Raw genomic sequence first — 19,250 nt, forward strand, 5'->3', positions numbered from 1 at the left:
GGCTGGGTCAATCATCGGCAGGTCTCGTCTCGGGAACGATCCCGTGCTCGACCATGAGTTCGCGCGCACCGAGCTCGAGCAGTTCGCGCGCGATACGACGGCCGAGTTCCTCGGCCTTCTCCGGCGCCCCCACCGCGCTCGCTCGCAGCACATCCGATCCGTCCAGGGCGGCGGCACACCCCCGCACCGACAACTCCTCGATCACGCGGCCGTCGTCGTCGAGGGATTCGACGACCTCGGCGATCGCTCCGACCGGTGCGGTGCATCCGGCTTCGAGTTCGGCGAGCAGCGACCGCTCGGCGACGACCGCGGCGCGGCTCGGGGCGTGGTCGAGACCCGCGAGCAGTTCGATCATCTCGGGATCGTCCGACCGGCACTCGACGGCGAGCGCACCCTGCGACGGCGCCGGCAGCATCTGCACCGGTTCGAGGGACTCGGTGACGCGGTCGAGGCGCCCGATGCGCGACAGTCCGGCGCGCGCGATGACGATCGCGTCGAGTTCTCCGGAGTCGACCTTGCCGATCCGGGTGTCGATGTTGCCGCGCAGCGGTTCGATCTGCAGTCCCAGTCCGAGCGCGGCGAGCTGTGCCCGCCGGCGCGGTGCCGAGGTGCCGACCTTCGAACCGGGCGGGAGTTCACCGAGGACGAGTCCGTCGCGGGCGACGAGCGCGTCGCGCGGATCCTCCCGTTCGGGGACGGCCGCGATGACGAGGCGCGGGTCCTGGAAGGTGGGCAGGTCCTTGTAGGAGTGCACGGCGACGTCCACCTCACCGGCGAGCAGCGCCTCGCGCAGCTCGGCGGTGAACACGCCGACACCGATGCGCTGCACGGGGCCGGGGGTGACATCGCCCTTGGTGGTGATGATGACGAGCTCTGCCGGGCGACCGGCGGCGATGAGTGCGTCGCGCACGGTGCCGGCCTGGGTCGTGGCGAGCACGCTGCCACGGGTACCGATCCGCAGTGGGCGGTCCTGCCGAGCAACGTCGTCGCGGGAAACCGATGCGGCTTCGGTGCTCATGCGGTGCCGTCCTTTCGTGAGACCTGGAGTTCGGTGGTGACAGCGGGGTCCAGTGCGGCGGACAGATCCACCGCGAGGGTCGGATCGGTCAGCGAGCCCAGGTCCTTGGTGGGAGTCGCGACCGCCTCGGCCGAACCCGGGCTCAGCTCGAACAGCTCCCGCAGGGCCTCGGCGTACTGGTCGCCTCCCGGCGTCGACGCGAGCTGCTTGACGCGCACCGTCGGCGCGTGGAGGAGCTTGTCGACGACCCGACGCACCGTGCGGGCGACCTCACCGCGCTGCCCGTCGTCGAGATCGGGCAGTCGCGATTCGAGGCGCATCAGCTCGGCCTCGACCACTTCGGCGGCACGCTGACGCAGTGCCGTCACCGTGGGGGTGACCTCCGCGAGGCGCTGCGCGGTGAGGTACTGCGACAACTCGGCGGCGACGATCGTGCGGGCGGCGTCCGCGTCGTTCGCCGCGGCGCCGGCCGACGGGTCGCGCTGCAGCGACTCCATGTCGAAGACCTGCACGCCGGGAAGACCCGCGACGGCGGGATCGACGTCGCGCGGCAGGCCGAGATCGCAGATCGCGAGGGGGCGTTCGCCGCGCCCGGGCTGTGCGAGCGCACGGTGCGCGTCGGCGAGAGTGACGACGGCGCCCACGGCCCCGGTGCAGGTGACGGCGACATCGGCGCGGCTCAGTGCGGCCGCGAGGTCGTCGAACGCGACGACCTCGGCCTCGACACCGGCGGCCCGCGCGGTCTCGGCGAGTCGCTCGGCGCGGTCGCGGGTGCGGTTGGCGACGACGATCGAGCCGATCTCCGCCCGGACGAGGTGTGCGACGGCGAGACCGCCCATGGCACCGGCCCCGATCACTGCGGCGGTGCGGCCCCGGAGGTCGCCGCCGAGGAAGTTCGCGGCCTTGTCGAGCGCAACGGAGACGACGGAGGCACCGGCGGCGTCGATGCCGGTCTCCGAGTGCACCCGCTTGCCGACGCGCAGCGCCTGCTGGGCGAGTTCGTGCAGTGTGCGGCCTGCGGCCTGCTGGGCGTCGGCGGCGGCGTAGGCCGTGCGGATCTGCCCGAGGATCTGCTGTTCCCCCACGACCATCGAGTCGAGACCGCTCGCGACGGAGAAGAGGTGTTCGGCCGCCGCCTCGCTGTATCGGACGTAGGCGTGCTTGTGCAGTTCGGTGACGGGAAGACCCGAGTGCTCGGCGAGCAGATCGCTGACCGCGGCCAGCGCACCGTGGAAGGCGTCGACCACCGCGTAGATCTCCACCCTGTTGCAGGTGGAGACGATCATCGCTTCGGAGATCTTGTCCGACGCCAGCATCTTGTCGGTGAGCTTGGGACGGTCGGTGTCCGTGACCGCAACCTTCTCGAGCACCGGGACCGGTGCGCTCCTATGCGATATCCCGACGAGGAGAACACTCACGGTGCGATCACCGATCCGTTTCTGGTCGCGGCCGATCCCATCGGACCCGCCTTTCCTGTTGTGGTACGCCGTGCAGAGCTTCGGGTGGAGACCCGCGGGATGCCGGCGGGGCGGACGTCGCCGGCTGCCGGACGGACGTCGGCGCTCGCGGAACGGGCGGTCTCGTCGTTGCGCGTGCTGTTGAAGGACAGGACCTGCATCTCGACGGACAGGTCGACGCGGCGGATCTCGACATGCTCGGGCACCTCGAGTTCGACGGGCGCGAAGCTCAGGATGCTGCGCACCCCTGCGAGCACGAGCAGGTCGCACACCTGCTGCGCGGCGTCGTCGGGGGTGGCGACGACACCGATGGTCGCGCCGAGTTCGCGGGCGCCGCTCTCGAGATCGTCGACGGGCCGGACGACGAGGTCGCCCACACGGGTGCCCACCACGGCGGGATCGGAATCGAAGAGTCCTGCCATGGTGAAACCGCGGCGGTCGAAACCGGGATACCGGGCGAGCGCTCGTCCGAGATTGCCCACTCCCACGAGTACGACGCGGTGACCCCGGTCGAGCCCGAGGGCGGCTTCGATGCGGGACTGCAGGCGCAGGACGTCGTAGCCGACGCCGCGCACTCCGTTGGGCCCGAGGAAGGACAGATCCTTGCGCAGCTTGGCGGAACCGACCCCGGCCGCGGCCGCGAGTTCCTCACTGGAGACGATGAGCGTGCCCGCTTCCGCGAACGCACCGAGGACCCGGAGATAGGTCGCGAGACGCGTCACAGTAGCCTGGGGGATATCGCGGACCGGAGGGGTGGAAGTGGCACCCTCGCCGGACTCGGCGGTGCCGCGAGCGTCCTCGCCCTGCGGTGGGTGCAACTGCGTCACGGTACGTGGCTCCTCGTCCGGCCGGTGGATACACGCCTGGCCTCACGGTGATCCGGGAATTCGTTCACACCACGGTAACCGCTTGTGAAGCCATGCACAAAGTTGCTCGAAGCACCCCGAATGTGCTTCCCACCTGCTGTACGACGAGGGCCTGTCGCGTCAGCGAGCGAGATCGGCGCGCAAGCGCGGCTCGTCGACCTCCCAGTAACTGTGCTCGCGTCCGTCGAGCAGGACGACGGGCAGGCGGTCCCCGAATTCGGCTCGCAGATCGGGATCGGTTGCGGCAGCAAGATCCACGTCGATGCAGGTGACCTCGACGCCGAGCTCCTCGGCGAGCGCCTCCAACTGTTCGCGTGCCGGCCCACACGCGCCGCATCCGGCACGGACGAGAAGTGTCAGATGATGACGGCGCGCGGAACCGTCCGTTGCCGAAGACGAATGCTCACTCATACCTCCACTGTGCGGCACGGCCCGTCGAGATGAACGTCACACCCGGTCACGGGGGCGACGGCCTCCCCGTGACGAACGGCATCGCGGGCTAGGCTTGGCGCGGGTCGCCCGCGGACGCGCCGGGCACGACCCCGCCCGTTTCGACAGCCCCGCCCGTCACGACACCGGAGGTGCGAGTGCCAGGACGTTCGTTCCCCTACAGCTGGGGCATGGGTGAGACGTGGGCGCGCATCATCCGTCCCGGACGCCGGCTCTTCTCCCGCAAGTTCGGACCCAGCGAGGAAGAGGTCCGCGCCAATCTCGCAGGTGAGGCGAGTGCCGACGCCGCCCTCGCCCTGCAGGAATCCCGCGTCGAACCCGAGCCCTCGCCCGACACCCCGCCCGTTCCGCGCGATCTGACCGCGGCGGCCTTCTTCGACGTCGACAACACGATGGTGCAGGGTGCGTCGATCATCCACTTCGCCCGCGGCCTCGTGGCGCGGAACTATTTCGACAAGTCCGACCTGTTCGAGTTCGCCTGGCAGCAGGTCAAGTTCCGCCTGACCGGCAAGGAGAACATGAACGACGTCGCGTCCGGTCGCGACAAGGCCCTGTCGTTCGTGCAGGGCCGCTCCACCGAGGAGCTGCGCCGGCTCGGCGCGGAGATCTACGACGAGATCATCGCCGACAAGATCTGGCCGGGCACCCGCGCTCTCGCGCAGATGCACCTCGACGCCGGGCAGCAGGTGTGGCTCGTGACCGCGACGCCGGTCGAACTGGCCGACGTCATCGCCGAACGCCTCGGCCTCACCGGTGCGCTGGGGACCGTCGCCGAGTCGGAGAACGGGGTGTTCACGGGCCGTCTGGTCGGCGACATCCTGCACGGTCTCGGCAAAGCGCACGCGGTACGCGCCCTCGCGATCCGTGAGGGTCTCAATCTCAAGCGGTGCACGGCATACTCCGACAGCCACAACGACGTGCCCATGCTGTCGGTGGCGGGCACGGCCGTCGCGATCAACCCCGATCCGGATCTGCGGCAGGTCGCCCGTACGCGCGGGTGGGAGATCCGCGATTTCCGGACGGCGCGCAAGGCCGCGAAGGTCGGGGTGCCGACGGCGCTCGGCCTCGGGGCCGCAGGTGGTGCGGTCGCGGTCCTCGTGGGCCGCCGCCGCGATCGAGCGGCATAGGCCGGAGGCGGCGGCACTCAGCCGAGGAAGACGTTGCGGCGACGCGTGAGCAGCTTGTAGAGGGTCTGCTGGATCGTCTCACGTACGTGGTCGGTGACCTCGAACAACACCATCGGATCTTCCGCCGCCGCGTCGTCGTACACGTCGGTGACGATCGGTGTGCCGAACTCGATGTACCACTTGGAGGGCAGCGGCACGATCCCCAGCGGCCCGAGCGCCGGGAACTGCGGGGTGATCGGGAAGTAGGGCAGGCCGAGCAGGCGGGCGAGCGAGGTGAGGTCGGCGAGATTCGGGTAGATCTCCTCCGAGCCGACGATCGAGCACGGCACGATGGGCGCCTGGGTGCGCAGCGCCGCCGACACGAAACCACCGCGTCCGAACCGCTGCAGTTTGTAGCGTTCCTTGAACGGTTTGCCGAGCCCCTTGTAGCCCTCGGGGAAGACCGCGACCACCTGGTCCTGGGCGAGCAGGCGTTCGGCGTCGGGATGGCACGCGAGGGTGTGGCCCGCCTTGCGGGTGACCGTCCCGACCACGGGCAGACCGAAGGCGAGGTCGGCGGCGAGCATCCGCAGCGGGCGGCCGGCGTGGTCGTGCACGGCGACGGAGGTCATCAGCGCATCGACGGGGAGCGTGCCGGCGTGGTTGGCGACGACGAGCGCGCGGCCTTCGGCGGGGATGTTCTCGATGCCGCGGACCTCGACGCGGAACCACTTGTCGAACAGCGGGCGCAACACCGGCAGGACGACGTTGTCGGTGAAGTGCGGGTCGAAGCCGAAGTCGTCGACCTCGTAGTCGCCGGTCATGCGGCGGCGGACGAACTCGGCGGTAGCCGTGACCTGCTGTGCGAGGGTTCCGCGCAGGTCGTCGAGGAACTGATCGGCGCGGCTCTTCCGTTCGGGGGTGGACGGTGGCCCCATCGACGGATGGGGTGTGCGTGCGACCCGTTCGCCGGGACGGCGGTTGCCGGCGTGCAACGGGATGACCTTCGCGACCTCCGTCATCGCGTCTCCCTCGTCTCTCCGAGCACGGAGAGCGCCATCGACTCGGCCTTGTCCACCCATTCGGTCTTCACGAGGCGGGTGAGGGCGAGGCCCCGGGCGAAATCGTCGAGCGCTTCTCTCGTGGTCCAGCGTGGCTCGAATCCGAACTCGTCGCACATGCGCGTGGTGTCGAGCCCGCATCCGAAATGGAAATAGTCGAGTTCTTCCTTGGTGAACGAGTTCATCACGGAACCCATGAGTGCGTGCCCGACGGTACGGAACAGCGCGTAGGGCATCGGCACGATGACGCCTCCGGCCCGGCGCACGGCCTGGGTCATCATGACGATGCCCTCACCGGCGATGTTGTACGTCCCGGGTGGCCCGGCGACGACCGCGTGTTCGAGCGCACCGAGCGCGTCCTCCTCGTGGAGCAACTGGAGGCGCGCGTCGCGGCCGAGCACGTTCGGGACCAGCGAGGAGGTGAGATAACTCGACACCGAGCCGGGCAACCGGTTCCCGACGGTGGGTGCGAGCCGGAGGATGGTGGTCGCGATGTCGCTGCGCCGCCGGGCGACTCCGCGCAGATACCCCTCGACCTCCAGCATGTCGCGGGCGAAGGCACCGGTGGGCCGGCGGCGGGCACTCATCTCCTCGGTGAACTTCGCGGGATCCTTGGCGCTCGAGCCGTAGACGACGGACGAGGACCGCAGCACGATCCTGCGCACCGACGGCGCCTTCTGGCACACCGCGAACAACTGCATCGCGCCGAGGACGTTCATGTCCTTCATCGCGGTGCGGCTGCCCGACTTCGGGGCCTTGGTGACGGCGGACGCGTGGACGACGGTGTCGACGTCCATGTTGCGGATGATCTTGCCGATGAGCGGATTGCGGATGTCGGCGAGCACGAACTCGGCCCGGCCCATGCGTCGGAGCATGTCCTTCGACGGTGACTGCGTGTCGACGCCGATCACCCGCTCGATATCCGGATTCTGGGCAAGCCTGGTGACGAGGAAACCACCCAGGAACCGACTTGCTCCGGTGACCAGCACGACTCGCGGACGTGCCGCCTCGTGCCCCTGCGAAACCACTCGTGAACCCCCTGCTGCACCACACGCGTCATCGGTCACATTCGCCCCGGCGCGGTATGCCGTCCCACAATACGGCCACTTCGCTGCCGTCGCACGACAGGTCGGTGAATTTTCGGGTGCCGGGATGCGGAGACGAACGATGCCCGTCACCATGGATGGTGACGGGCATCGGACAGGCGCAATGCTTACTTGCCGAGTTTACGACGCTGCACTCGAGTGCGGCGGAGCAGCTTGCGGTGCTTCTTCTTCGACATGCGCTTACGGCGCTTCTTGATCACAGATCCCATGTGGGCATCCCTCACGTTCCTTGTAGCGTTCCTGCGCACGCCGGTGACGTACGCCTGATGTATGTCGACGCTGGGCCTCGTGGCGACGAGTAACAGCGCCTCACGACACCGGCTGGCCGGTACGACGTCAAGCAATCCTACCGGGGCGGCCCACCGGCGTGAAACCGAGGTCCGCCCCGGGACGCGACTTCCCTCGCGCACCGGATCCGTTCGCCGGACCGCCGTCCCCGACGACGCGCCGACCGTCCCTTATCCGACGTCGAAATACGACGTCTCCAGATAGTCGTGGACGGCCTTCGCGTGCACGCGGAACGACCGTCCCACCCGCACTGCGGGTAGTTCGCCGCTGTGCACCAGCCTGTACACGGTCATCTTCGACACCCTCATGAGAGCTGCCACTTCGGCAACCGTCAGGAACTGGGTACCGGCGAGAACCGACTGTCCGTCTTGAGGTTGACCCTTCGACGGCGTGTTTCCTGAAACCATTACACACCTCCGGCACGCCCGCGCCGCCGGCTTCCCCTCCGGCGGAACAGACACGCACGTGCTGATTCGAGCTTAGCGTGACAAATGGTTCGTGTGCGACGATGCAGCCGGGGAATTTCCGGCGAGCGAGCCGTTCGTCGTCACGCTACGCCTCACCTGGGCCTCTGTCAGGCGGTCCCGGAGAGCCCTTCCCGGGCCACGGGCGACACCTGATCGGATGCCGCTCCGAGTTGCGCGGAACGACGCTTCGCGGCGTCGAGCGCCTCGTAGAAGGCAGTGCGCACCCCTCCACGCTCGAGTTCGCGGATCGCTGCTGCGGTGGTTCCTCCCGGCGAGGTGACCGCCGCGCGCAGGTCGGCGGCGTTGTCTCCGGAACGCGCGAGCATGGCCGCCGAACCGGTCATCGTCTGCACCACCAGGTCGGTGGCGACCGCTCGGGTCAGACCGAGCGCGACACCGGCATCGATCATCGCCTCCGCGACGAGGAAGAAGTAGGCGGGACCGGATCCGGACACCGCGGTGACCGCATCGATCTGCGACTCCGGGACCACCGAGACCGTCCCCACGCTCGCGAGGATCTCGCGGACCGTGTCGAGATGCTGCTGCTTGACGTACCGGCCCGCGGACAGCACGCTCGCACCCTCCCCGACCAGCATCGGGGTGTTCGGCATCACGCGCACGACGGGGAATCCCGCCGGGAGCTTGGTCTCGTAGCGGACCGTCGGGATGCCGGCCGCGAGCGACACCAGGATCTGTTCGTCGTCGTTCCCGGCGTCGACCGCCGCGAGGGCGGTGACGACGGCGTCCACATCGTTGGGCTTGACGGCCACGACGACCACGTCGGCGCCTTCCGCGGCGTCGGCGGTGCTGTCGGTGACCCGGATCGAGTAGGTCCGTGACAGTTCGTCACGTCGTTCCTCGAACTTCTCGGCGACCACGAGATCCTTGGTCGCGAAACCGTTCTTCAGCAGACCCGAGACCAGCGCCTCGCCGATCCTGCCGCCACCGATCACTGCGATTCTCGTCATGGGGACAGACTGCCACGACGGCTCGTGCGGTCCACACCACGGTGACGGTCGTGCGGTCACACCGCACGACCCGCCTGCCGGGACCGACCTCGGTGGAGTGCGTCAGCGCGGCATCATGGCCAGCTGACGCGACTGCACGACGACCTGACCGGTCGAGTCGACGACGGTGTGGTCCTCCTCGAACCAGGTGTTGCCGAGGACGCTGCTCTCGGCGATGACGCGCAGCCATCCCGGAGCCGGCACCCGGCGCAGATATGCGGTGAGCTGCACCGTCGGCGCCCACCCGAATCGGCCGAGGTTCATCGCCACGGGAGCCGACACGTCGCCGCACATGAGCGCGAACAGTACCGAGGTGTCGACGTCGGCCTCGTCGCCCGGTGACGGCCGCGTCCACATCGACACGAGCGGTTCGCCCTGCTCCCCGTCGAGGAAGCGCGCGGTGGAGGCGTCGATCCGGAGCCGGGAGGTGGAGGCGAACTTCACGATCTGCCCCATGGGGTGCTCGGGGGTGACGAGCACCGACCCGTCCGGCGGGTCGGCGGGCATGGTGGTCGCGCGGTGCGGCACCGTGTGGAACGGCTGCTCGGTGTCCGGTGCGCCGAGGGTGACGCTCGCCCGCACCGCCACGCGACCGGCCTGGGACAGCTCGACGTCCACGACACCGATCTGTTTGCCCTGCTTGCGCAGGACGGTGGTGAGCTCGACGTCGCCGGGATCGGGCGCGGAGACGAACGAGGCGCTGACGGCGAGGGGCTGGGTGAGGGGGTCGACGCCGGCGTCGAGCACAGACCTGCGGGCCACGGACGCGCAGACCGCGAGCAAGCAGCCGCCGTGCACCTTGGGTCCGATGGTCCACACCGGAGCGATGTGGGCCTGCCATGCGGCGGTGCCGTCGGGGTGGCCGCCCGGCACCCGGGTGACCGAAGTCAGGTCGCGGAAGGGCTGGTCGGTGGGGGTCACTGCTGCTCCTGGTGGTCGTTCGGGGCCGGATCGTCGCCGGTCGTGGGGAGATCGCCGGACCCGAACATGCGGGCGGCGAGATGCTGGTGGGCCAGTCGGCGCATGGCGGTGAGCACCGGTTCGTACAGCGCGGTCCCGAGCACGGCCGCCTCCACGGTGATCTCCCGGGAGTCCGTCGGCAGCAGCTCGAGGTCGAGCTCGGCGATGGCGCGGACGTGTCGGCCGTAGGCATCGATCCGGCGATGTCCCATCCGCAGACCGGCCGTCTCGAGTGCCGCGAGCGCATGTTCGAGTTGTGCCACGGCCGCGAACCGCGGGTCGTAGATCTGGCCGAGGTGTTCGAGCAGCCGACGGGCCCGGGGGTAGTCGGGACCCGTCGAGCCCTCGACGTAGGGAGGCAGCGCGGCAATGGCGTGGCCGAGTTCGACGAACAGGTCGTCGCGGGGGTTGTCGACGAGCTCCACGACGGTCTTGATCTTCTCGAGGGGCAGGCCCTGGGCGGCGAGAGCCCGGACGAGACCGAGGCGGCGGACGTGCCGGTCGTCGTAGGTCGCCGAGGTAGCGCTCGTCGCCACCCCGGGCATGAGCAGCCCTTCCCGCAGGTAGTACTTCACCGTCGGCAGCGGCATGCCGCAGCGCTCGGCGAGTTCCGAGATACGCACGGATCACCTCCCGTCCTCGACACCGGATACTACAACTATCCAGTTACGTGGATCCTGATGAGCAGGTGTGGAGAGGACTTCCGCGCCGGAGCGACTCGGCAGGATGTTCGTGGCGGTTCGGCGGTTCCGCTCGCCGGCCTCCCTCACCGCGGGTGCTGATCTCAGGCGTCGCCGTGTTCGCCGCCGGAATCGGTGCGCTCCGATTCGGGTATGCGCGCGATGTCGGTGTGCCGGGGACTCTCGGGACCGGCCGTGAGCGCGCGCGTCGCCGAACGATCCAGATGCGTCCGCGCGAAGGCCAGCGACCGGGCCAGCATCCCGGCACGCTCGGCACGTGTGCGCGCGCTCTGGGTGCTGATCTCGAGCACGACGTGACCGCCGAAATCGCTCGCCGCGATTCGGCGGCAGACCTCCGCGCACGGCTGCGTGCCCGTTCCTGGGACGAGGTGCTCGTCGAGCGAGGACCCCCTGCCGTCGGCGAGGTGGAGGTGGGCCAGCCCCTCCCCCATCCGATCCGCCAGTGCGAGAGCGTCTGCTCCTGCCGTCGCGGTGTGCGACAGGTCGAGCGTGTAATGCGCGAAACCGGTGTCGGTCGGGTCGAGCGACGGGCTGTAGGCAGAGACCGCGCGGCCCGGACCGCGTCTGCGCAGACGTTCGGCGCCGCGATCACGACCACCGAAGACGACGTCGGCCCTCATGGGATACATGTTCTCGACCGCGACCGCCACGCGACTGTCGGCCTCCAGCGCCGCGACCTGATCGGAGAATCCCTCCGCATAGCGGCGCTGCCACCGGAAGGGTGGATGGACCACCACGGTCTCCGCCCCGAGGATCTCTGCGACACGCACCGAACGGTCGAGCTTGGCGGCGGGATCCGCTCCCCACACGCGCTGCGAGATCAGCAGGCACGGCACGTGCACGGCGAGCACCGGCACCCCGTACTCGCGGACGAGACGCTCCACCGAGGTGGGATCCTGGCTCACCGGTTCCGCCCACACCATCAGCTCGACCCCGTCGAAGCCGAGGTCGGCCGCGAACCGGAACGCCGCTTCGGTGTTCTCCGGGTAGACCGAAGCGGTGGACAGCCCTACCCGGATTCCCTGCGCGGTCGGCATCGGCTCACCCGCCGGGAAGCAGGAACAGGAGCGGCCCGAAGGACACGAAGGCTCCCACGGCGAGTGCGATGAGCTGGCTCGTGATGTCGTCGGTGCGCCGCAGTACGCGCACGAGCGCGACCAGGCCGACGATCACCAGCAGGGCGAGCGCGAAGGCGACCCAGGGCATGAGATCCCACAGACGCTCGAAGCCCTTGAACAGCAACCCACCCGCGACGATCGCCGCGACGCTCTCAACGATCAGCAACGCCCACTGCTTGAGGCTGCTGCCTCGATCCGCGTCGCCGGAACTCTTCCGTGCCGAGTCGTCGGCCGCGGCGGCCGACGATCCCGTGCCTCGGGACTTCCGCGAACGCGTCGCCGGCGATGTCTTCTCCGCAGGCGCATCGGAGGTCCCGGCCGCAGCACCGATGGTGTCGGTCGAGTCGTCGAGGTCGGAGCCGGTGCCCTGCAGGTCGCTCGCAGGACCGGACAGCAGTCGCGGTTCCGCGACATCGGCCTTACGCGCCGATACCGCCGGCGCACTCGCCTTCTCGGACTTCTTGTCGGGGACCGCCTCACCGGGCTGCGCACCCGTTGCGGCAACCGCGCCGAGATGCGCCCGCGCGCGGCGCGGAAGCGCTTCGGGACGAATGATCTCGGTCGGCGACTCGACCTTCGGCGGAGCCGACACGGACACCTTCGATACGGTCGCATTCGCCTCGGGAGAGGGCGGTGTCTCGGCCGGAGGTGTCGTCGATCCGGTCTTCACGGGAGGTGTCTTCGCGGGAGCCTTCACGGGGGGCGTCTTCGCGGGAGCCGTCTTCGATTCGGCAGCGACCCGCGGCGTCACGGTGGTCTTCTCGACATCGGACAGCGCGAAGGTCGCCGTCTTCGGCGTCTCGGCCGTGCGATCCACCGGTGTCGCCGGTTCGCGGGTCTCCGTCTCCGCGGGAGCGACCGGATCCGTCTGCTCGGCAGTCTTGTCGTCGGCTGCACGCGTGATCGGGATCTCGCCCGTCAATTCGGCGACCGAGATGCCGCCGCTCGCACCTCGTCGGCGTCGTCCCCCGGCCCGCGTTCCCACCTTCTGGCCGTTACGCGCCAACAGCTCGGCCACGGAGATCTGGCCCGTGTCGTTGCTGCGATTCTCGCTCATCCGGTTGCCACCACCAGTTCGCCACCCATATCCGTATCGAGCTTCCGAAGAATCAGGCCTTCGCGCAACGCCCAGGGGCAGATCTGCAGCGTTTCCACTCCGAGGGCACGCATACTCGCCTCCGCGACGAGGGCGCCGGCGACGAGCTGCTCGGATCGGTCGGAACTGACCCCTTCGAGTTCTGCCCGGTCGGCCGTGGTCATTCGCGAGATGAAGGCGATGAGCTGACGCAGTCCGCTCGCCGTCAGGGTCCGTTGTACCCGCAGGCCCGCCGACGAAGGAGCCGCGCCCGTCAGGCGCGCCAGGGTCCGGAAGGTCTTGGACGTGCCCACGCACAGATCCGGGTCGCCCGCGCTGCTCAGAATCTTCGCCGGTTCGGCGAGTTCCGCGTCGAGCCAGTCGCGCAGAGCCGATATCCGGCGCTTCCCGGGCGGGTCCTCACGGAACCAGTCGCGTGTGAGTCGCCCGGCACCGAGCTGGAGGGAGTAGGCGATCTCGGGATCTTCGTCGCCGCCGAACGTGAGCTCGAGCGAGCCACCCCCGATGTCGAGATCGAGGATGTTTCCGGCGCTCCAGCCGTACCAGCGACGCACCGCCAGGAATGTCAGCCGGGCCTCGTCCTCACCGGAGAGCACGTCCAGCGACACCCCGGCTTCCCGGCGCACGCGTTGGAGGACCGCCTCGGAGTTCCCGGCGTCGCGCACCGCGGACGTGGCGAACGCCATGAGTTCCCCGCATCCCGACGTGCGGGCGATGCTGGCGAACTCGGCGGTGGTCTCGACGAGCCGGTCGGCGCCCCTGGTGGTGATGTCTCCGTTGTCGTCCGTGTTCTCGGACAGCCGCAGGGTGGCCTTCGTCGAACTCATCGGCGTGGGGTGCCCACCACGATGGGCGTCCACCACCAACAGGTGGACGGTGTTGCTTCCGACGTCGAGTACCCCTAAGCGCACATCAACACGGTACTGGGTCTACCGTCGGGACCTGTGACAGCAGGTATGTCCCATGCCCCACACAAACTCGACCCGGCCCCCGAAGTCCCTCTCGACTTCCCTCGGGAATGGGTGGAGTTCATCGACCCCGACAACGACGAACACGTCATCGCCGCAGACATGACATGGTTGCTCTCGCGGTGGACCTGCGTGTTCGGCACCCCGGCGTGCCAAGGCATCATCGCCGACCGGCCCGACGACGGGTGCTGTTCGCACGGCGCATTCCTGTCCGACGACGACGACCGCACGAAGCTCGCGAAGGCAGTGAAACACCTCACGCCGGCCGATTGGCAGTTCATGGACAAGGGCCTGGGCAAGAAGGGCTATCTCGAAGAGGACGAGATCGACGACGAGCCCGCCCTGCGCACCCGCCGTTACAAGGGCGCGTGCATCTTCCTCAACCGCCCCGGATTCGAGGGCGGCCAGGGATGCGCCCTCCACACCATGGCGTTGCGACGCGGCATCGAACCGCTCGAGATGAAGCCCGACGTGTGCTGGCAGCTCCCGATCCGGCGCACCCAGGACTGGGTCGAACGGCCCGACGGCACCGAGGTGCTGCGCACCGTCATCACCGAGTACGACCGGCGCGGCTGGGGCGAGGGCGGTCACGACCTCGACTGGTACTGCTCCGGCTCACCCGACGCACACGTCGGCGAGCGTCCGGTCTGGCAGTCGTACGCCCCCGAACTCACCGAACTCCTCGGAGCGGCGGCCTACGACGAGCTCGCGCGCCTGTGCCGGCGACGCCAGGGACTCGGCCTCGTCGCGATCCATCCCGCGACGTCGGCAGCACAAGCGGGAGACGGTCAGGCCTCGAGCTTGTAACCGAGGCCGCGCACCGTCACGAGGTGGCGCGGCTTGGCCGGGTCCTGCTCGATCTTCGAGCGCAGTCGCTTGACGTGGACGTCGAGGGTCTTGGTGTCGCCGACGTAGTCGGCGCCCCAGACCCGGTCGATGAGCTGGCCTCGGGTGAGCACCCGTCCCGAATTGCGCAGGAGGTATTCGAGCAGGTCGAATTCCTTGAGCGGCAGGGCGATCGGTTCTCCGTCGACGTGGACGACATGACGGTCGACGTCCATCCGCACCGGGCCGGCCTCGAGCAGTCCGCCGTCCGGCGCGGTCTCGCTCTCGGTGTCGGCCCCACGCCGCAGGACCGCCCTGATCCGTGCGATGAGCTCGCGGGCCGAGTACGGCTTGGTGACGTAGTCGTCGGCACCGAGTTCGAGCCCGACGACCTTGTCGATCTCGCTGTCGCGAGCCGTGACCATGATGACCGGAACACCCGAGCGGGTCCGTAGTTGTTTGCACACGTCGGTGCCGCTCATTCCGGGGAGCATCAGATCGAGCAGGACGATATCGGCGCCCTGCCGGTCGAACTCGGCGAGGGCCGAGGGACCGTCGCCTGCGATCGTCGTCTCGAACCCTTCCTTGCGCAGCAGGAAGGCGAGCGGATCCGCCAACGATTCCTCGTCCTCGACGATCAGCACACGCGTCACGAACTGGTCCTCCGTCTGTTTCTCGATATCCGTCCGCCCGGGAGCCCGGGTGGGGTCTGTGTCACGATCCGACCGCCTTCTCGGTGCGTTCGACGGTCTCGTCGTCGCTGTCCTCGACATGGGCGGGAACGAGCAGGGTGAAGGTGGAGCCGGTGCCCGGCTTGCTCCACAGGGTGATCTCGCCGTGGTGGTTCGCGGCCACGTGCTTGACGATGGCCAGCCCGAGGCCGGTGCCACCGGTGGCCCGCGAGCGGGCCTTGTCGACGCGGAAGAAACGCTCGAAGACCCGTTCCTGGTCTTCCTTCGCGATACCGATCCCCCGGTCGGTGACGGCCATCGCGACCTTGCCGTCGCGCAGCGACCTGCTGATCGACACCGGTGAGCCCGCCGGCGAATAGGCGATGGCGTTCTCGATGAGATTGGTCAGGGCGCTGACGAGCAGTGTCCGGTCGCCGAGCACCTCGTACCCGCTCGGCCGGTCGGTGCTGATCGTGATGGAGGCGTTCTCGGCGGTCAGGTGTGTCCGCTCGAGGGCTTCGGTGACCACGGTGTCGACGTCCACGACTTCGAGGTCGGGCAGTTTCTCGGCGCCCTGCAGCCTGGACAGGGCGATCAGCTCGGTCACCATGTTGCCGAGGCGGGTCGCCTCGCGTTGCACCCGCTCGCCGAAGTGGCGGACGGTGTCGGGATCGTCGACCGATTCGAGCAGTGCCTCCGCGAGCAGCGCCATCGCCCCGACCGGCGTCTTGAGTTCGTGGCTGATGTTGGCGACGAAATCGCGGCGAGTCGCTTCCATCCGGACCTGTTCGGAGTCGTCGAAGGCGTAGAGCACGACGAAGCGCGGGTCGCGGTCGAGGAGTGGCCGCACCGTGCACCGCACGGCGAGGCGGTCCCGTCCGAGCGAGGATTTCGTACCGAGGTCGAGTTCGAGAGGCTTGCGGCTCTCCAGAACCCGGGTGGCCGCGATCCAGGCACGATCGTCGATGAGACGGTTGCGTACGAGTCCGAGTTCCTCGGCCCTCGGATTGAACAGGATGACGTCGTGGAACTTGTCGACCACGGCGATCCCGGTCGACGACCCGTGGACGACGGCGTCGAGCACGTCGAGCATCGTGAGGTCGGCGTCGTCGCTGCCGTGCGCCCGGCGCTGCGCCAGCCTCCCGACGGCGACGGTGACGATCCCGCCGAGGACCGCCGCGACCACGGCCAGCATGACGGCCTGCGTAACACTCACACTTGGAATCGTAATGACACCGGTACCCCGCCGGACACCGGGTAGCCGGCATTTCCCGCACGTCACACCGCATTTTTCGGTTGTTCGAGCGTTGTTCACCGATTGTTCGCCCGGCACGGACGCAACCGACCCCGTCGCCGGCCGGCGACGGGGTCGGTTGTCGGTCCTGTCGGAACCGTTACTTGGCGCCCTGGTTCGCGACCGCGGCCGCTCCGGCAGCCGCGGCCTCGGGATCGAGGTACGTTCCGCCCGGGTTCAGCGGACGCAGGTTCTCGTCGAGGTCGTAGCGCAGCGGGATGCCCGTCGGGATGTTCAGGCCGGCGATGTCGTCGTCGGAGATCCCGTCGAGGTGCTTGACGAGTGCGCGCAGCGAGTTGCCGTGTGCGGTGACGAGCACGGTCTTGCCCGCGAGCAGGTCCTGGGAGATCGTCGACTCCCAGTACGGGATCAGACGGGTGACGACGTCCTTCAGGCACTCCGTGAGGGGAACCTCGTCGACGTCGGCGTAGCGCGGGTCGGCGTCCTGGCTGTACTTCGAACCCGGCTCGATCGGCGGCGGCGGGGTGTCGTAGCTGCGACGCCACAGCATGAACTGCTCCTCGCCGAACTCGTCCTTGATCTCGGACTTGTTCTTGCCCTGGAGCGCACCGTAGTGGCGCTCGTTGAGACGCCAGTCGCGGATGACGGGGATCCAGTGCCGGTCGGCGGCGTCGAGCGCGAAGTTGGCGGTGCTGATCGCGCGGCGCAGCAGGGAGGTGTAGGAGACGTCGGGAAGCACGTTGTGCTCGGCGAGGAGGGCACCGGCCCGCTTGCCCTCGGCGATCCCCTTGTCGGTCAGATGAACGTCCACCCAGCCGGTGAACAGGTTCATCGCATTCCATTCGCTCTCGCCGTGGCGGAGCAGAACAAGTGTTCCGATACTCATGGCCCAATCCTGACACGCGCGGGTGGCGATTTCGCCACGGGCGCCCCCGATCGTCGGCTATATCCGACAACGCGCGTTGCCAGAAAGGCGGGTTCACAGTGCTCCGCGGTCCACGGGCATCGAAAACAGGTGCGGCTCCGATGCGGCGGGCACCGGAGCCACACCCCCGCAGATGTCAGGCGTTCAGTGCACGCAGATCCTTGCGGAGAATCTTGCCCGCAGAGGATTTCGGCACCGTGTCGATGAACTCCACCTGCCGGACCTTCTTGTGCGGCGCGACCCGCCCGGCCACGAACTCGATGACCTCGTCCTCGGTGATCGTCGAATCCTGCTGCCGGACGACGAAGGCCTTCGGGACCTCCTCACCCTCGTCGTCGCGGACCCCGATCACCGCGGCGTCCGCGATCTGCGGATGAGTGAGCAACAGCGCCTCGAGTTCGGCCGGCGGCACCTGGTAGCCCTTGTACTTGATGAGTTCCTTGAGCCTGTCGACGATCCGGACGGCGCCCTTCGCGTCGACGGTGGCGATATCACCGGTATGGAGGAAGCCGTCCTCGTCGAGGGTGTCGGACGTGGCCTCGGGGTTGCCGAGGTAACCGACCATGACGTTCGGTCCCTTGCACCACAGTTCGCCGGGCGCCGAGACACCCTCACCGGTGGGGTACTCGACCTCCTCACCGGTCGCGGGATCGACGATCTTGCATTCCATGTTCGCGATCGTCGGACCGACCGAATCGAGTTCGGTGTCGTTGTCGTCGAAGGGGATTGCGTGCGACACCGGCGACATCTCCGACATGCCGTAGCCCTGCCGGACGTTGCAGCCGAGCCGGGCGGCGACGGCGCCGGCGAGCTCCTTGTCGAGCGGTGCGGCACCGGAGAACACCGTATGCACACTCGACAGGTCGTACCGGTCGACGAGGGGGTGCTTGGCGAGCGCGACCGCGACGGGCGGCGCGATGAACACGTACGTGCACTTGTGTTCCGAGATGTAGGTGAGGAAGTCGACGAGATCGAACTTCGGCATCGTCACCAGCGAGGCACGGTTGCAGAGGGCGGCGTTCAGCAGCACCGTCATGCCGTAGATGTGGAAGAAGGGCAGCAGTGCGAGCACGCGATCGTCGGCGCCGATCCCCATGCGCGGGTTGATCTGGGAGACGTTGGCCACGAGATTGCGGTGCGTGAGCATCACACCCTTGGGCCGGCCGGTCGTGCCCGAGGAGTACGGCAACACTGCGAGGTGAGTCGCCGGATCGAACTCGACGGCGGGGGCCGGTGCACCCTCGGTGAGCAGGTCGCGCAGGGAGGGATGCCCCTCGGCGCCGTCGAGCACGATGAGCAGCTCGTCGGGGATGCCGGCGGCCGCGGCGGCCTCCTTCGCCTGCGGCAGGAACAGGGAGACCGTGAACAGTGCGACGGCTCCCGAGTCGTCGAGCTGCTTCGAGATCTCACCGGCCGTGTAGAGGGCGTTGATCGTGGTCGCGGTGGCTCCGGACCGCAGGATGCCGTGGAAGACCGAGGCGAAGGCCGGCACGTTGGGCGCGAGCAGGCCGACCACCTTCCCGACACCGATGCCCCGGGCGGCCAGCGCCCCGGCCACGGCATCGATGTGGGCCACGAGCGTGCGGTAGTCCGTCACGGCGCCGGACGCGCCGTCGATCAGGGCGGGTCGCGCGAGGTCGGACTCGTCGAGCGAACCGAACAGGAAGTCGTAGACACTCGATGCCGGGATGTCGACGTCGGGAAAGGGACTACGGAAACTCATTCTCATCCTCCGAGCATTCTGTCCGGCACGCGGTGCCGACTTTCGGTCGAGGTCACACTACCGCAGTGATGTGAACCCGGTCACAGGCGTTGTGAGGATACCGGTTGCACCGGGCGCCGGGCCACGCCCGGCCTGCCGGGAGCGCACGAACCCCGCGTGCGACGAATCGCACGCGGGGTTCG

Annotated in this window: 20 protein-coding genes; 2 read left to right on the forward strand and 18 right to left on the reverse strand. The window is 68.7% G+C overall.

The genetic code is table 11. From position 1 onward, the window contains the following. Window positions 1-7: 7 nt before the first annotated feature. The 4 genes from hemC to PV766_RS15350 all read right to left on the reverse strand — a co-directional run bounded on the left by hemC (window position 8) and on the right by PV766_RS15350 (window position 3,752). Window positions 8-1,018 (reverse strand): hydroxymethylbilane synthase, encoded by a 1,011-nt coding sequence (hemC, locus tag PV766_RS15335; RefSeq protein WP_421097325.1) that lies wholly within the window; start codon window positions 1,016-1,018, stop codon window positions 8-10. Further along, complete coding sequence (locus tag PV766_RS15340) at window positions 1,015-2,436, reverse strand: glutamyl-tRNA reductase (protein ID WP_421097326.1); 1,422 nt, start codon at window positions 2,434-2,436, stop codon at window positions 1,015-1,017. Before PV766_RS15340 ends, hemC begins: the two co-directional genes overlap by 4 nt. Further along, a complete protein-coding gene (locus PV766_RS15345) occupies window positions 2,433-3,302 on the reverse strand; it encodes a redox-sensing transcriptional repressor Rex (RefSeq protein ID WP_084421384.1) in 870 nt (289 codons plus the stop codon). The genes PV766_RS15340 and PV766_RS15345 overlap by 4 nt, the downstream gene beginning before the upstream one ends. Window positions 3,303-3,461: 159 nt before the next feature. Next, window positions 3,462-3,752 (reverse strand): glutaredoxin family protein, encoded by a 291-nt coding sequence (locus PV766_RS15350; RefSeq protein WP_016935629.1) that lies wholly within the window; start codon window positions 3,750-3,752, stop codon window positions 3,462-3,464. Between the two features lie 209 nt (window positions 3,753-3,961). Between PV766_RS15350 and PV766_RS15355 the strand changes: the two genes are divergently transcribed. Then, complete coding sequence (locus tag PV766_RS15355) at window positions 3,962-4,918, forward strand: HAD family hydrolase (RefSeq protein WP_421097357.1); 957 nt, start codon at window positions 3,962-3,964, stop codon at window positions 4,916-4,918. A 17-nt stretch (window positions 4,919-4,935) separates the two neighbouring features. On the opposite strand, the gene PV766_RS15360 is transcribed toward PV766_RS15355, so the two are convergent. The 10 genes from PV766_RS15360 to PV766_RS15405 form a co-directional block, all read right to left on the reverse strand. After that, entirely contained in the window at window positions 4,936-5,919 is a 984-nt protein-coding gene (locus PV766_RS15360) for a lysophospholipid acyltransferase family protein (RefSeq protein WP_421097327.1), read from the reverse strand. After that, window positions 5,916-6,947 carry an NAD-dependent epimerase/dehydratase family protein gene (locus PV766_RS15365; protein WP_026003238.1) on the reverse strand — a complete coding sequence of 344 codons (1,032 nt, stop codon included), beginning with the start codon at window positions 6,945-6,947 and terminating at the stop codon, window positions 5,916-5,918. The genes PV766_RS15360 and PV766_RS15365 overlap by 4 nt, the downstream gene beginning before the upstream one ends. A gap of 224 nt (window positions 6,948-7,171) precedes the next feature. Continuing rightward, window positions 7,172-7,273: a 30S ribosomal protein bS22 gene (locus PV766_RS15370; RefSeq protein WP_003402602.1), complete on the reverse strand. Its 102-nt coding sequence runs from the start codon at window positions 7,271-7,273 to the stop codon at window positions 7,172-7,174. 249 nt (window positions 7,274-7,522) lie between these two features. Further along, window positions 7,523-7,759, reverse strand: coding sequence for a helix-turn-helix domain-containing protein (locus PV766_RS15375; protein ID WP_006552345.1), 237 nt, complete (start codon window positions 7,757-7,759; stop codon window positions 7,523-7,525). A gap of 167 nt (window positions 7,760-7,926) precedes the next feature. Then, complete coding sequence (gene proC / locus PV766_RS15380) at window positions 7,927-8,787, reverse strand: pyrroline-5-carboxylate reductase (RefSeq protein ID WP_016933934.1); 861 nt, start codon at window positions 8,785-8,787, stop codon at window positions 7,927-7,929. Between the two features lie 102 nt (window positions 8,788-8,889). Then, window positions 8,890-9,747 (reverse strand): thioesterase family protein, encoded by an 858-nt coding sequence (locus PV766_RS15385; RefSeq protein WP_064062611.1) that lies wholly within the window; start codon window positions 9,745-9,747, stop codon window positions 8,890-8,892. Beyond that, window positions 9,744-10,409: a MerR family transcriptional regulator gene (locus PV766_RS15390; RefSeq protein ID WP_064062612.1), complete on the reverse strand. Its 666-nt coding sequence runs from the start codon at window positions 10,407-10,409 to the stop codon at window positions 9,744-9,746. Before PV766_RS15390 ends, PV766_RS15385 begins: the two co-directional genes overlap by 4 nt. Before the next feature lie 161 nt (window positions 10,410-10,570). Further along, the gene (locus tag PV766_RS15395) at window positions 10,571-11,524 is read right to left on the reverse strand and encodes a sugar phosphate isomerase/epimerase family protein (protein WP_129977388.1); all 954 of its coding nucleotides are present in this window, start codon (window positions 11,522-11,524) and stop codon (window positions 10,571-10,573) included. A 4-nt stretch (window positions 11,525-11,528) separates the two neighbouring features. Beyond that, the gene (locus PV766_RS15400) at window positions 11,529-12,662 is read right to left on the reverse strand and encodes a hypothetical protein (protein ID WP_421097328.1); all 1,134 of its coding nucleotides are present in this window, start codon (window positions 12,660-12,662) and stop codon (window positions 11,529-11,531) included. Next, entirely contained in the window at window positions 12,659-13,612 is a 954-nt protein-coding gene (locus PV766_RS15405; RefSeq protein WP_081494135.1) for a Ppx/GppA phosphatase family protein, read from the reverse strand. The genes PV766_RS15400 and PV766_RS15405 overlap by 4 nt, the downstream gene beginning before the upstream one ends. 45 nt (window positions 13,613-13,657) lie before the next feature. Here PV766_RS15405 and PV766_RS15410 point away from each other — a divergent pair, with 45 nt between their 5' ends. After that, complete coding sequence (locus PV766_RS15410) at window positions 13,658-14,476, forward strand: hypothetical protein (RefSeq protein ID WP_064062614.1); 819 nt, start codon at window positions 13,658-13,660, stop codon at window positions 14,474-14,476. Here PV766_RS15410 and PV766_RS15415 read toward each other — a convergent pair. The 4 genes from PV766_RS15415 to PV766_RS15430 form a co-directional block, all read right to left on the reverse strand. Next, entirely contained in the window at window positions 14,458-15,147 is a 690-nt protein-coding gene (locus PV766_RS15415; protein ID WP_421097329.1) for a winged helix-turn-helix domain-containing protein, read from the reverse strand. The two genes, PV766_RS15410 and PV766_RS15415, sit on opposite strands and share 19 nt — an antisense overlap. Window positions 15,148-15,208: 61 nt before the next feature. Beyond that, window positions 15,209-16,381, reverse strand: coding sequence for a sensor histidine kinase (locus PV766_RS15420; RefSeq protein ID WP_026003098.1), 1,173 nt, complete (start codon window positions 16,379-16,381; stop codon window positions 15,209-15,211). Window positions 16,382-16,559: 178 nt separating this feature from the next. Further along, a complete protein-coding gene (locus PV766_RS15425; RefSeq protein WP_016933293.1) occupies window positions 16,560-17,306 on the reverse strand; it encodes a phosphoglyceromutase in 747 nt (248 codons plus the stop codon). A 175-nt stretch (window positions 17,307-17,481) separates the two neighbouring features. Continuing rightward, window positions 17,482-19,068 carry an AMP-binding protein gene (locus tag PV766_RS15430; protein ID WP_064062615.1) on the reverse strand — a complete coding sequence of 529 codons (1,587 nt, stop codon included), beginning with the start codon at window positions 19,066-19,068 and terminating at the stop codon, window positions 17,482-17,484. Window positions 19,069-19,250 lie beyond the last annotated feature (182 nt).

This window comes from Rhodococcus sp. As11 (assembly GCF_048957735.1).
GTDB classification, from domain to species: domain Bacteria; phylum Actinomycetota; class Actinomycetes; order Mycobacteriales; family Mycobacteriaceae; genus Rhodococcus; species Rhodococcus gordoniae.

Bases quoted from the DNA above. Each gene is read 5' to 3' on its own strand.
- hemC (WP_421097325.1), bottom strand. From the start codon at position 1,018: ATGAGCACCGAAGCCGCATCGGTTTCCCGCGACGACGTTGCTCGGCAG.
- PV766_RS15350 (WP_016935629.1), bottom strand. From the start codon at position 3,752: ATGAGTGAGCATTCGTCTTCGGCAACGGACGGTTCCGCGCGCCGTCAT.
- PV766_RS15355 (WP_421097357.1), top strand. From the start codon at position 3,962: ATGGGTGAGACGTGGGCGCGCATCATCCGTCCCGGACGCCGGCTCTTC.
- PV766_RS15360 (WP_421097327.1), bottom strand. From the start codon at position 5,919: ATGACGGAGGTCGCGAAGGTCATCCCGTTGCACGCCGGCAACCGCCGT.
- PV766_RS15370 (WP_003402602.1), bottom strand. From the start codon at position 7,273: ATGGGATCTGTGATCAAGAAGCGCCGTAAGCGCATGTCGAAGAAGAAG.
- PV766_RS15375 (WP_006552345.1), bottom strand. From the start codon at position 7,759: ATGGTTTCAGGAAACACGCCGTCGAAGGGTCAACCTCAAGACGGACAG.
- proC (WP_016933934.1), bottom strand. From the start codon at position 8,787: ATGACGAGAATCGCAGTGATCGGTGGCGGCAGGATCGGCGAGGCGCTG.
- PV766_RS15395 (WP_129977388.1), bottom strand. From the start codon at position 11,524: ATGCCGACCGCGCAGGGAATCCGGGTAGGGCTGTCCACCGCTTCGGTC.
- PV766_RS15400 (WP_421097328.1), bottom strand. From the start codon at position 12,662: ATGAGCGAGAATCGCAGCAACGACACGGGCCAGATCTCCGTGGCCGAG.
- PV766_RS15410 (WP_064062614.1), top strand. From the start codon at position 13,658: ATGTCCCATGCCCCACACAAACTCGACCCGGCCCCCGAAGTCCCTCTC.
- PV766_RS15425 (WP_016933293.1), bottom strand. From the start codon at position 17,306: ATGAGTATCGGAACACTTGTTCTGCTCCGCCACGGCGAGAGCGAATGG.
- PV766_RS15430 (WP_064062615.1), bottom strand. From the start codon at position 19,068: ATGAGTTTCCGTAGTCCCTTTCCCGACGTCGACATCCCGGCATCGAGT.